Below are 12653 nucleotides of genomic sequence, written 5' to 3'. Positions count from 1 at the left end.
GATCAGGTCGCCACTTTCGATGGGCGTCAGATGGGCAAACCAGGCACGCATGAGCGCGCGCTCGCGCAGCTGCAAGCGATGCGCGGGCGCGTAGTCGAGTTCCATAGCGCGCTTTGCCTCTTCGATAGCGCGCGCGACATCGCCCAAACCACGGACATCGTCACGCAGGTGCGCTTTCGGGACCTGCCGGATGTGGAACTGGAGGCCTATTTGCACGCCGAAACGCCTTACGACGTCGCCGGTAGTGCGAAGGCGGAGGGCCTCGGCATCGCGCTCATCGACTCGATCGATTCGAGCGACCCAACCGCCCTCATCGGCCTGCCGCTCATTGCGCTCACGCGAATGCTGCGCGAAGCGGGCTACCCCCTTTTCGGAGGTGCACAATGAGTGGCACGCTTTATTTGATCCCGAACGCGCTCGGGGAAGGCGACGCGGCAACGCTCGCGACCGTGCTGCCGGCAACCGTCGTCGCACGTGCCGCATCGCTCGCTTACTACATCGGCGAAAACGCGAAGACAACGCGCTCGTTTCTGAAAAAGGTCGGCACCGAGCGGCCGATCCAGGAAATCGAAATTCGCGAGCTCAACGTGAAGACGCCCGCCGCTGAAATCGACAGACTACTCTCGCCCGTGCTTGCCGGGACAGACGCAGGGCTGGTTTCGGAGGCCGGCTGCCCGGCCGTCGCCGATCCCGGCGCGCTGCTTGTGCGTCGCGCGCACGAACGCGGCGTGAAGGTCGTGCCGCTCGTTGGCCCCAGCTCGATCCTGCTTGCACTCATGGCCTCGGGCATGAACGGTCAGCGTTTCGCTTTTCACGGCTACCTGCCTGTCGATGCGGCCGAGCGCGCGAAAAAGCTGAAGGAGCTGGAACAGCAATCGCGCAAGGTCCACGAGACCCAAATCTTCATCGAAACGCCGTATCGCAATCGCGCGCTGCTCGATGCGCTGCTCGCCGGCCTGGCGCCGTCGACGCTCGTCGCGGTCGCCGTCGACCTCACACTGGACACAGAACGCATTGTCAGCCGCCCAGTGTCGGAATGGAAAAAGAATGCCGGCGCGCTCGATTTTCACAAGCGGCCGGCGATTTTCCTGATGTTGGCTAGCTGAACCAGTCCCGGAGAGGATGGCGCGATTGGCCGATCAATCAAGGCTCAGACGGTTGGTCACCAGCGCCTTCACGGCCGCGCTGCCTACAGCGGCGCCAAATCTGCGCGCCAGCCGGCCAGACAACCCTTCCGTCACCGTATAGTCGACGACGCGCGGGGCCTTGATGACTTCACGCGCGACATAGCGGGTGTCGCCAAAGCCGTCGGCGAGCCCCAGCTCGACGCTCTTTGCGCCGGTCCAGAAGAGCCCCGAGAAGATTTCGGGGGTCTCGTGCAGCCGCTTGCCGCGGCCTTCGCGCACGGCGTCGATGAACTGCTGGTGGATCTCGTCGAGCATCGCTTGCGCGTGCTGATCCATCGCAGGGGTCTCGGGAGAGAACGGATCGAAGAAGCCCTTGTTGGCACCGGCCGTGTGCAAGCGCCGCTGAACGCCAAGTTTGTCCATGAGCCCCGTAAAGCCAAACCCGTCCATCAACACGCCGATCGAGCCGACGATGCTGGCTTGGTTGACGAAGATCTTGTCGCCGGCCACCGCGATGTAATACCCGCCCGATGCGCACATGTCGCCCACGACGACATAAAGCGGTTTCGACGGGTATTTCTCACGCAGGCGGCGAATCTCGGCGTTGATGATGCTCGCCTGCACCGGGCTGCCGCCGGGACTGTTGATCTGCACGATGACGCCGGCGGTGTCGGCATCATCGAATGCGCGGCGCAAGGCTCGGCCGACGTCGTCGGCGTTCGCCCCGCTGTCCGCAGCGATCTCGCCATCGATCTTGACGAGCGCGGTGTGGCGGCCCGTCGCCGCCACCTTGTCACCCGCCGCATGGAACACGCTGAGCGCGATCAGCGCAAGGACCGCGAGGAACGCGAAGCGAAAAAAGATTCGCCAACGTCGCGCCGCGCGTTGCTCCGTGATAGCAGCGAGGGCAATGCGTTCGAGCGCCGCCCGCTCCCAGTTCGATTCGTTGCCAGGCGTTGCCGAACGCGGCGACGATGGCCCAGGAGTGTCGGCACCATCACGCGGGTCAGGGGTCGGGGTATCGGCCATGCGTCGATCAATAGGAGATTGAAAAGAGATGAAGGGAACGGAGTCGAACGTATGCCCAGGCGAACGACCGGGGTAAGCTGAGAGCTGAAAATCGGACAAAGGGCGATCGAAGCGTCACGACCGGCACCAGCACCAGCACCGACAATGACTCAACTCGCCGGATGCAAGGCGTCCTCGGGCAGCCAGAACACGGCGCGGCCCTCGAGCGTCTCGCGCTCCTCGACGCTCACCGGCCGCAGCTTGCCCCCTCGGCACGGACCGCCTACGCAGCGCCCCGATTCTGGCGCGTAAAGCGCGCCATGCGTCGCGCACATCAAGTATAAGCCCGAAGAGTCGAAGAACTGACCCTCGACCCAATCTAGCTCCATCGGCACATGCGCGCAGCGGTTCAGATAGCCGTAAGCGACGCCACCGAACCGGATAAAGAAGACCACCGCATCTTGGCCGCAATGCTTCGCGGCCATGCGCACGGCCGCCCCGCCCTCGACGAGCTCGTTCGCCGCGCAAACGCGCCGGGCCTCGCGTGGGGCGTCGTGCGCTGCGCTCATGCGTACTCCCGAAGCCAGTGCCTAAGCGCCGGCACGTTCTCGGCGACGAACCGGGGCGCGAGCGCGGTGAGCGCATCCACCGGATGGGCGCCGTAGGCGACAGCGACGCCAGCCGCGCCGGCATTTATCGCCATCTGCAGATCGTGCGTCGTGTCGCCGATCATCAGCGTGCGGCCGAGATCCTGCCCCAGCTCGCGCGTGAGCTCCTGCAACATGGCCGGATGCGGTTTCGAAAACGTCTCGTCGGCGCAGCGCGTGCCGTCGAAGAACCGTGTGAGCTGCACTTCGTCGAGCGCGCGATTGAGGCCCACGCGACTCTTGCCTGTCGCCACGGCCAGCAGATAGCCCCGATCGCGCAGTTCCTCCAGCAACTCCCGCACGCCCTCGAACAGCACCGTCTCGACGCCCGTCAACAAAAAGTGGTGGCGATAGCGTTCGGCGAGCCTCGGGTAGTCGTGCGGATCGAGCGACGGCGCAGCGATGGCGAGCGCATCGCGCAGGCCGAGGCCGATCACGTAGCTGGCGGCTTCGTCCGTCGGCACCGGCACACTGAGATCGCGGCAGGCGGCCTGGATGCTGCGCGTGATGTGCGCCGTCGAGTCCATCAAGGTGCCGTCCCAGTCGAAGACGATCAAATCAAATTGCTGTCGAGCCATCGCGTCGCGCCTCGTCCCTCTGTTGGTTGCGTTGTTGATTGAGCTGATCCACAAAACGTCGGCATTCGTCGGGCAGCGGCGCCTCGAACGTCAATGACTCCCCCGTTACCGGGTGCGTGAGCGAGAGCCGGTGGGCGTGCAGGAACATCCGCTTGATGCCCGGGCGCGCGTCGGCCCTCGCGAGCGCCTTGTTGAGCGTGAAATCGCCGTATTTGACGTCCCCCACGATCGGCAGCCCGAGGTGGGCCAGATGCACGCGGATCTGGTGTGTGCGGCCGGTTTTCAATTCCGCCTCGACGAGCGCGTAGTCGGACCACCGGTCGAGAAGCTGAAAAACGGTATGCGACGGCATCCCATCAGGCTGTATGCGCACACGGCGCTCGCCGTCGGCCGTCACGTACTTGAAAAGCGGTTCCTTGACGGCTCGGCGCCGCCCCCAATCGCTGGCCCACTGCCCATGCGCGCAAGCGTAATAGCGCTTATCCATCCGGTTTTCACGAATCTGCTCGTGCAAGCCGACGAGCGCCACACGCTTTTTCGCGAGCATGAGCACGCCCGACGTCTCACGATCGAGCCTGTGCACCAGTTCGAGAAACTTGCCGTGCGGCCGCGCTTCGCGCATCTGCTCGATGACGCCGAATGCAATCCCGCTGCCGCCGTGCACGGCGACGCCTGCGGGCTTGTTGATTACGAGCAGGTATTCGTCCTCGAACAGCACCTCAAATCGAGCAGGAGGTGCTACGGCGACGGGCGCATGATCGACGTGCGCGGCCATCCGCACGGGTGGCACGCGCACCACATCGCCCAATACAAGCCGGTATTTGGCATCGACGCGGCCCTTGTTGACCCTGACTTCCCCGCTACGCAAAATCCGGTAGATATGGCTTTTGGGTACACCCTTACAGACACGCAACAAAAAATTATCGATCCGCTGACCGGCAGCACCGTCGTCTACCTGTATCATCGTGACTTGGTCGCCTGCGACCTGTTTCTGGGAAACTTTGCCTAACTCATTCATTCTGAATATAATTTGCCCAGCAGCCTGCGGTTGCCGGCGGTTTTGCCGGAAGTCTGGCGGGTTGTGCGGAAATACTGCCAGAAAGCGTCATTTTACTTGCTTGGCAGTACCCACGGGCTGGTTGCTCGCCCTGGCATCGAGTAGCAACGAGTTGCACGCACGGCATTCGTCGCGGCAAGGACGGCGCCCACAGGCGCGTTCGGTCGTGGCCGATGCTGACGGTAACGGAACTTTGGTAAAAAAGAATTCGTCAGGAGCGCGTCGCCTTCGCGCGTTGTGTGGCCGATGCGAGAAGCTCCTGATCGCGAAAATCACGGCGAGCGCCATGAACGTTGCGCACTATGCGGCGTTTCGGCGACGTCAAAACTGGCGAGACACCCGCGCGGCTGTCGAGCGCCCCGGGCTTTGTGCCGCCTTGTCGAACGCGGCTTCGTCCTGGGCCTTGAGACGTGCAGCGCACGATGAGCTCCGCGGCACGGCCGCGCGGCAGCGAAAAGCGCGCCCTGGGCAACGCCGTTATTTGAAGCCGTGTTCGCATGCGCCCGGCGGCTCGCGGTCCTATTTCATCCGCGGCGAGCCCCTAGAAGGCAATTCTCCCCGCCATTTTTTCCGCTCCAGCGTGCTTGTCATAACAAAGACGCGGCGCGCCGCCGCGAGCACCGTTTCGGCCCGGATGGCCATCGGCGCTCTCAGGCGAAGCCGCTCTGGAGCCGTTCAATGAAACGCATGTTGTTCAATGCTACGCAGCAGGAAGAACTGCGCGTAGCCATCGTCGATGGGCAAAAACTCATCGACATCGATATCGAAACTGCCGGACGCGAGCAGCGTAAGGGCAATATCTACAAGGGCATCGTTACCCGCATCGAGCCCTCGCTCGAGGCCTGCTTCGTCAATTACGGCGAAGACCGCCACGGCTTCTTGCCATTCAAGGAAGTCGCCCGCCAGTACTTCCGCGACGGCGTCGACATGCGCTCGGCGCGCATCCAGGACGCGCTGCGCGAAGGGCAGGAACTCATCGTGCAGGTGGAAAAGGAGGAGCGCGGCAACAAGGGGGCCGCCCTCACGACCTTCATCTCGCTCGCAGGCCGCTACCTCGTTCTGATGCCGAACAACCCGCGCGGCGGTGGTGTTTCGCGCCGTATCGAGGGCGATGATCGCCAGGAGCTGCGCGAGACGATGGCGCAGCTGCAACTGCCCGAGGGCATGAGCATCATCGCGCGCACGGCAGGGATCGGCCGCAGCGCTGAGGAGCTGCAGTGGGATCTCAACTACCTCATGCAGCTGTGGCGTGCGATCGAAGCAGCCTCGCAAAGCGGCCAGCCCGGTCAGCCGATGCTGATCTACCTCGAATCGAGTCTCGTCATCCGGGCGATTCGCGACTACTTCCAGCCCGACATCGGTGAAATCCTCATCGATACGACCGAAATCTATGAGCAGGCGCGCGCCTTCATGGATATCGTCATGCCGGACAACGTCGGCAAGGTGAAGCGTTACCACGACGATGTGCCGCTTTTCTCGCGGTTCCAGATCGAGCACCAGATCGAGACGGCCTACTCGCGCACCGTGCCCCTGCCATCGGGCGGCGCGATCGTCATCGACCACACCGAAGCGCTCGTGGCGATTGACGTCAACTCGGCGCGCGCCACCAAGGGTGCCGACATCGAGGAAACGGCAACGCGCACCAATCTGGAAGCGGCCGACGAAGTCGCCCGCCAACTGCGACTGCGCGACCTCGGCGGTCTCATCGTCATCGATTTCATTGACATGGAATCGTCGAAAAGCCAGCGCGAGGTGGAGCAGCGCCTGAAGGATGCGCTCAAGCATGACCGCGCCCGCGTGCAGATGGGCAAGATCTCGCGCTTTGGCCTCATGGAGCTTTCGCGCCAGCGGCTGCGCCCGGCCCTCTCCGAAGGCAGCCACGTCACCTGCCCGCGCTGCAACGGCACAGGCCACATCCGCGATACCGAATCGTCCGCACTGCAAGTGCTGCGGATCATTCAGGAAGAAGCGATGAAGGAGAACACGGCGGCCATCCACTGCCAGGTGCCCGTCGAAGTCACCGCGTTCCTGCTCAACGAAAAGCGCCAGGAGATCAATAAGATCGAATCGCGCTTCAAAGTCAACGTCGTCCTTATTCCGAACAAGCATCTCGATACGCCGCATTACAAGCTCGAGCGCCTGCGCCACGACGACGCGCGCCTCGACGATCCGCGCGCATCGTGGAAGATGGCCGAGGAAGCCGCACGCGAGCTCGAATCGGAAACCGGCTACAGCAAGCGTGCCGAGGACACCAAGCCGAAGCAGGAAGCAGCCGTGAAGGGCATTACGCCCGAAAAACCGGCCCCGACCGCCCCGGCGCGTGCGCCGGCGGCTCAGACGGCGGGCTCCGCAGCAGCCGGCACGCCGGCTCGCGCGGGCGGTGGCTTTATCGGCTGGCTGAAGAACCTCTTCGGTGTACAGCCGGCCGCTGCGCCCGAGGTGGCCCCCGAGCCGCCCACGCCAGCCCGGCCCGCCCGCGAAGGCACGCCGCGCAGCGCGGAGCGCAACGGCGAGCGCAACAACCGCAACCGGCGCGGCGGCGCAACGCGGGAAGCCGCAGCGCGTGGTGACGGCGTCGCCGGATTGCGTCAGGCACAACAGCAGCCTTCCCAACGACGCGAAGAGCAGCAACCGCGCGAAGGCCGCGGCACGCGTGAGCAACGCGAAGGCCGAGAAGCGCGCGACGGTCGTGCAGAGCGTGCACAGGAGCGTGCGGAACGCGCTGAGCGCCCGGATCGTGGCGAACGAGCGGAACGTGCGGAGCGGACCGAACGCGTCGAACGGGCGGAACGGGCGGAACGGGCCGAGAGTTCGGAGCGGGCCGACCGGTCGCAAGCGGCCGAAATGGCACCGCGCGGTGAGCGCCAGGAGCGCGGCGACCGTGCGGAGCGTCGTGATCGCAACGAGCGCCCCGAGCGCCGCAAATCGTTCACCGAAGTCGCCGATGTGGCGACGCGGCCAGACGCTGAGGCAGAGGCCCCGGCAACGACGAACAGCGGCAGCGCGGGTCAAGAAATGGCGGTGCCCGAACAGGACACCGTCGGGCATGACGGTGAAGAGCGCCGCCGCCGTCGCCGCGGACGCCGTGGCGGTCGGCGCGAGCGCGACGAGGAAGTGACCAATGTCACGCATGCCGCTGATGTCGCCGAAGCGGAAGGTACCGTCGCCTCGGTGCCCGCTGTCGCTGCCGCACCCGTGCCTGCAGCGGCTGCCGCGTCGGAGCTGAAGCAGCCCGTCGAGGCCGCGTTGCAAGACGGTGTCCAAGCAGCGGCGCCGCGTGCCGCCGAGGAACGCGTGGTGGTAACGCCCGTCGAGACTCAGTCGCCAGTCGCAACGGCGTTGCCGGAGACCGCAGCTGAAGCAACGCAGGAAACACACCCCGCGCCCGTCGCGGAAATCGGTGCGGTAGCCAGCGCGCCGAGCGCTGACGCCCAGCAGGCAGAACCAGCTGTAGCGACTGAACGAGCCTTGCCGGCCGAACCGGTCTCGACGGCTGCTGCCACCGAAGCTGTGCAGCCTGAAGCACCCGCCGCTCATGTCGAGTCACAGCCGCTTTCGGCCACGGCAACCGCTGCGCCGGCAGAAGCTGCGCCGACGCCCGCATCGGAGCCTGCTCCGGCGCCCGTGTCGGAAAGCGTAACGGCCGTGCAAGCGGCGCCAGTGCTCCCCCTGACGCCGGCCACCGCGCCTGCGCCCGAGGAAACGCCGGCTGAGCAAGTCATGACACAAATCGAAACGACGGAGCCTGCAGGTCGCCCGCGCGCAACTGCCGAAGCCACACCGGCTACGCACGCGAATGGTCTGTCGAGTGGCCGTTCGTCGGTCGACCTCCAATCGATGCTCGACTCCGTCGGCCTCGTCTGGGTCAAGACCGATGCGGATAAGCTGCATGCAGCTCAAGAAGCCGCGGCGCATAGTGCGACACCGACGCGCGCGCAACGTGAGCGCAAGTCGCCGCCTGCGCTCGATGCGACGCCGATGCAGCAAATCGAGACACGCAAAGCCGAGTAATTCGCTCGGCACCGCGCCGGTGTAAAAGGCGCCGCGACTGCACCCCAAGAGTTGGACGCGACTCCAACCTTGGGGTTTTTTCATGGACGCACGGACGGTCGAAGCTTTAGCCAGCTTTCAGTATGCGAGCCGGCTTGCGCGCGTTCCGTTAGAATGGGCGTCTAGTTCCTTTTACAGTTGATCATGTCCCGCCGCATCATTCCGGTCGCCGATATCAGCGCAGCTCCCGATGTCGCCGGCACGCCGTTCGCACCGCGTGGGATCGTGACCGATACGCTTGCGAGACCAATGCGCGATCTGCGCATATCGGTCACCGACCGCTGCAATTTCCGCTGCGTTTATTGCATGCCGCGCGCCGTTTTTGGCAAAGACTATCCATTTTTGCCGCATGACGCGCTGCTGACGTTCGAGGAGATCGAGCGCCTCGCTCGCCTCTTCGTTGCGCACGGCGTCGAAAAAATCCGATTAACGGGCGGAGAGCCACTGCTTCGCAAGAACATCGAGGGGCTGATCGAGCGCCTCGCGCTGCTCACAACGCCCGAAGGTCGCCCGCTCGACATCACGTTGACGACGAATGGCTCAATTCTCGCCCGCAAAGCGCGCTCCCTTAAGGACGCGGGCTTGACGCGCGTCACAGTCAGTCTCGACGCGCTCGACGACGCGCTTTTCAAGCGCATGAACGACGCTGACTTTGCGGCCTCGAGCGTGCTCGAGGGCATCGAGGCGGCGCTTGAGGTGGGACTCGCGCCCATCAAGGTCAATATGGTCGTCAAGCGCGGCACGAACGACAGCGAGATTGTCCCGATGGCGCGTCGCTTCAAGGGCTCCGGCGTCGTACTGCGTTTCATCGAGTATATGGACGTCGGCACGTCGAACGGCTGGAACATGACCGAAGTGCTTCCTTCCGCCGACGTCGTCAGCCGCATCTCAGCGCAGTTCCCGCTTGTGCCACTCGAGCCCCATACGCAGGCAGAAACCGCGCAGCGTTGGGGCTATGCCGACGGCAGCGGGGAAATCGGCGTCATCTCGAGTGTGACGCGCGCGTTTTGCACCAGCTGCACGCGTGCGCGCTTGTCGACGGAGGGCAAGCTTTACTTATGCCTGTTCGCGTCGTCGGGGCATGATCTGCGCGCGCTCGTGCGCAGCGGTGCCTCCGATGCCGAGATTGGGACGGCCATCGCTCGCATTTGGCAGGTGCGCGACGACCGTTATTCTTTGTTGAGAGGAAGCGCGACGGCCGCTGGGCAACAGGCTGCCGGCTCACGCATCGAAATGTCGTACATCGGCGGATGAGCGGTATCACTACCACACAACCCGTCTCGCCTACGCGCATATCGGGGCTGATTCTCGCCGGCGGGCGCGGCACGCGCATGGGCGGCGTCGACAAAGGGCTTCAGCCCCTCAACGGCGAACCGCTCGCGCTGCACGTCGCAAAACGCATCGCGCCGCAAGTCAATGGCCTGTTCATCAGCGCCAACCGCAATCTCGACGCATACTCAGCACTCGGTGCACCGTTCGGCGCACGCGTCGTATCCGACGAATCGGGCGACTTCCCAGGCCCGCTCGCCGGCATCCTGGCGGGCTTGCGGGCGACCGACGCCGAACTGATGCTCTGTGTGCCTTGCGACGCGCCTAATTTGCCGATCGATCTGGCATCGCAGCTCGTTCGCGCGCTCGAGGGAGCGCGCGCCGATATCGCGACTGTCGTCACGCGGGGTCCGTTAGGACACTCCTCGCTACACCCCGTTTTCGCGCTGCTGCGCACCGCGCTCGCGGCCGACCTCGCCGATACCCTGGCCCGCGGCGAGCATAAGGTTCGCGCGTGGTACGCGCGCCACATGAGTGTGGAAGTGACCTTTGCGGATGAGCACGCGTTTTACAATGCCAATTCTTTGCAGGAACTCGCCGAGCTCGAGCGTGCAGAGCCTCTAAGGCGCGAGCCGTAAGCGAAAGGCTATGCCGAATGAGGCATGTCTTTCCAGAGAGGGTCGCCACTCGCGGCACTGTCTTGTCAATATCCCGGCGAAGCGCTGCATTCGATCACCGATGACAACGTCCGACAACATTTCCAGCTGTATTTCCGAACACGAGGCACAGGCCCTGTCTGTCGGGGCTGCGCAGGCCATCTTACGACGCTGGGCACAACCGGTAACAACGGTTGAGCGTTTGGCGCTGCGAAGCTGCCTCGATCGCGTCCTCGCCGAGGACGTGGTATCACCCATCGACGTACCGGCACACGACAATGCCGCGATGGATGGCTACGCATTCGCCGGGGCCGTATTGGCCGAAACAACGGCCGGTACCCAGGGCCCAGGCGATGCTACTCAGCTCGCCCTCGATGTGGCGGGTCGGGCGCTCGCCGGTCATCCGTTCACAGGCGCACTTGCGGCGCGGCAATGCGTGCGCATCATGACGGGCGCGCCGATGCCAGCGGGGTGCGATACCGTCGTCCCGCAAGAGCTTGTGACGCGCAGCGGCGAGCGCATCGTGTTCGACGCCCGCGGCCTCGAGCGCGGCGCAAATCGCCGGCGCGCTGGAGAAGACTTGGCCCGCGGATGCTTGGCGCTGCACGCGGGACGCATCATGCGTGCATCCGACATCGGCCTTCTCGCTTCGCTCGGCATCGCAGAAGTGGCCGTACGTCGCCGACTGCGCGTGGCTTTCTTCTCGACCGGTGACGAACTGCGCTCGATCGGCGAACCGCTCGATACGGGTTGTGTGTATGACAGCAATCGCTACACGCTCTGGGCGATGCTGACGCGCCTCAATGTCGAAGTGCTCGATCTCGGGGTCGTCCGCGATGATCCGGCCGCACTCGTTACGGCCTTCCGATCTGCGGCGCAATGCGCCGACGCCGTGTTGAGCTCGGGCGGCGTATCCGTTGGCGAAGCGGACTTCACTCGCCGCACGCTGGAAACGCTGGGTGACGTTGCGTTCTGGCAGCTCGCCATGCGCCCTGGCCGGCCGTTCGCGTTTGGCCGGGTTTGGCCGGATGGTCAGCAAGGCCGCGAGCGCGACGAACGCGCCGCTCTCTATTTCGGGTTGCCGGGCAATCCCGTTGCGGTGATGGCGACGTTCTACCAGATCGTGCGCGGGGCACTGCTCTCGATGTCGGGTGCAGATGCGCCCGCGCCACTGCAGCTCGCGGCGAGCGCAACCGCCCCGATCAAAAAGCGCCCGGGCCGAACCGAGTACCTGCGCGGCATCGCGTCCCGGGAGCACGACGGATCGTGGCGCGTCACGCCGACGCGCTCGCAAAGCTCTGGCGTCTTGAGTTCGATGAGCGAAGCCAACTGCTTTATCATCCTCGCGCACCAGCAAGGCGACATCGTCGCGGGTGACAGCGTCGACATCATGCCCTTTGAAGGGCTCATTTGATCAACGAACAGAGGTCAATCGGTCTCTTGGGAGCTCCCCTGCACATGAAGAAACAAATTGCGTCGATCGCCCCAGGCCAGACGGCCAAAGCGCTGATCCTCGTCTACTTGACATTCAGCGTGCCCATCGTCCTGCTCGGGATGCTGGTCGCATTTATCAAATACGGCTCGGTTGAGCTGAGCACCATCTTCAGCGCACTTTTGCTGAATGCGATTCTCGGCTTCATCCTGCTTTGGATTGCCTGCCACGCCTACAACTGGGTCGCCTCGCGTTTCGGCGGCATCGAAATCGTCCTTTCAGACGCGCCGGAGGAGGCGTGAAGCACAGCATGACGAACACAACAAACACAACGATCCGCGCTGCCATACCGGCCGACATCGGCGCCATGCTGGCACTGATGCACGAGTTGGCCGAATTCGAAAAACTCACGCATCTTTTCGAGGCAACCGAGGGCAACCTGCACGATGCACTGTTCGGTGCCCGCCCAAGTGCCGAAGCGCTCGTGGCCGAGCACGATGGGCACCTCGTCGGCTATGCAGTGTTCTTTCATAATTTTTCGACCTTCCTCAGCCGGCGTGGGTTGTATCTGGAAGATCTCTATGTTCAACCCGCCCTGCGCGGCAGCGGGCTTGGGACAGCGTTCTTGCGGCGCTTGGCAGCCATCGCTGTCGAGCGTCGCTGCGGCAGGTTCGAATGGTCGGTACTCGACTGGAATCAGCGCGCGATCGACTTTTATACGAAGATGGGAGCGACCGTCCTACCCGACTGGCGGATCGTCCGCGTGGCCGATGACGCGCTCCTGAAACTCGCCGATGGCGCGTAGCTGAGCGCGCCACCAGGTACCCGC

Annotated in this window: 12 protein-coding genes; 8 read left to right on the top strand and 4 right to left on the bottom strand. The window is 64.3% G+C overall.

Annotation, left to right across the window (positions count from 1 at the left end; genetic code table 11):
- On the top strand, nucleotides 1-387 hold a 387-nt coding region (locus VL598_RS09555; RefSeq protein ID WP_325326466.1), incomplete at its 5' end, for a Maf family protein.
- Nucleotides 384-1106 carry an SAM-dependent methyltransferase gene (locus VL598_RS09550; protein ID WP_325326465.1) on the top strand — a complete coding sequence of 241 codons (723 nt, stop codon included), beginning with the start codon at nucleotides 384-386 and terminating at the stop codon, nucleotides 1104-1106. The genes VL598_RS09555 and VL598_RS09550, both read left to right, overlap by 4 nt.
- A 33-nt stretch (nucleotides 1107-1139) precedes the next feature.
- Here VL598_RS09550 and VL598_RS09545 read toward each other — a convergent pair whose 3' ends face one another.
- From VL598_RS09545 to VL598_RS09530, 4 genes are all read right to left on the bottom strand, one after another.
- Nucleotides 1140-2156, bottom strand: a complete 1017-nt coding sequence (locus VL598_RS09545; protein ID WP_325326464.1) for a S49 family peptidase — start codon at nucleotides 2154-2156, stop codon at nucleotides 1140-1142.
- A 149-nt stretch (nucleotides 2157-2305) separates the two neighbouring features.
- Nucleotides 2306-2704 (bottom strand): Rieske (2Fe-2S) protein, encoded by a 399-nt coding sequence (locus tag VL598_RS09540; RefSeq protein ID WP_325326463.1) that lies wholly within the window; start codon nucleotides 2702-2704, stop codon nucleotides 2306-2308.
- Nucleotides 2701-3360: an HAD-IIIA family hydrolase gene (locus tag VL598_RS09535; protein ID WP_325326462.1), complete on the bottom strand. Its 660-nt coding sequence runs from the start codon at nucleotides 3358-3360 to the stop codon at nucleotides 2701-2703. Before VL598_RS09535 ends, VL598_RS09540 begins: the two co-directional genes overlap by 4 nt.
- Entirely contained in the window at nucleotides 3341-4378 is a 1038-nt protein-coding gene (locus VL598_RS09530; protein WP_325326461.1) for an RluA family pseudouridine synthase, read from the bottom strand. The genes VL598_RS09535 and VL598_RS09530 overlap by 20 nt, the downstream gene beginning before the upstream one ends.
- A 717-nt stretch (nucleotides 4379-5095) precedes the next feature.
- On the opposite strand from VL598_RS09530, the gene VL598_RS09525 reads away from it, so the two are divergent.
- The 6 genes from VL598_RS09525 to VL598_RS09500 all read left to right on the top strand — a co-directional run bounded on the left by VL598_RS09525 (nucleotide 5096) and on the right by VL598_RS09500 (nucleotide 12629).
- Nucleotides 5096-8428: an Rne/Rng family ribonuclease gene (locus VL598_RS09525; protein WP_325326460.1), complete on the top strand. Its 3333-nt coding sequence runs from the start codon at nucleotides 5096-5098 to the stop codon at nucleotides 8426-8428.
- 183 nt (nucleotides 8429-8611) lie between these two features.
- On the top strand, nucleotides 8612-9721 hold the full coding sequence (moaA, locus tag VL598_RS09520) for a GTP 3',8-cyclase MoaA (protein ID WP_325326459.1): 1110 nt from the start codon (nucleotides 8612-8614) through the stop codon (nucleotides 9719-9721).
- Nucleotides 9718-10374: a molybdenum cofactor guanylyltransferase MobA gene (gene mobA, locus VL598_RS09515; RefSeq protein ID WP_325326458.1), complete on the top strand. Its 657-nt coding sequence runs from the start codon at nucleotides 9718-9720 to the stop codon at nucleotides 10372-10374. The genes moaA and mobA overlap by 4 nt, the downstream gene beginning before the upstream one ends.
- Before the next feature lie 100 nt (nucleotides 10375-10474).
- A complete protein-coding gene (gene glp, locus VL598_RS09510) occupies nucleotides 10475-11806 on the top strand; it encodes a gephyrin-like molybdotransferase Glp (RefSeq protein ID WP_325326457.1) in 1332 nt (443 codons plus the stop codon).
- Between the two features lie 44 nt (nucleotides 11807-11850).
- Nucleotides 11851-12126 carry a hypothetical protein gene (locus VL598_RS09505; protein WP_325326456.1) on the top strand — a complete coding sequence of 92 codons (276 nt, stop codon included), beginning with the start codon at nucleotides 11851-11853 and terminating at the stop codon, nucleotides 12124-12126.
- 8 nt (nucleotides 12127-12134) lie between these two features.
- A complete protein-coding gene (locus tag VL598_RS09500) occupies nucleotides 12135-12629 on the top strand; it encodes a GNAT family N-acetyltransferase (RefSeq protein ID WP_325326455.1) in 495 nt (164 codons plus the stop codon).
- Nucleotides 12630-12653 lie beyond the last annotated feature (24 nt).

Origin of the sequence: Trinickia sp., from assembly GCF_035492435.1 — a bacterium.
In the GTDB taxonomy this organism is placed as follows: Bacteria; Pseudomonadota; Gammaproteobacteria; order Burkholderiales; family Burkholderiaceae; genus Trinickia.
The sequence above is the reverse complement of the archived record's forward strand: the minus strand, read 5'-3'. Positions and strand labels throughout refer to the sequence as shown.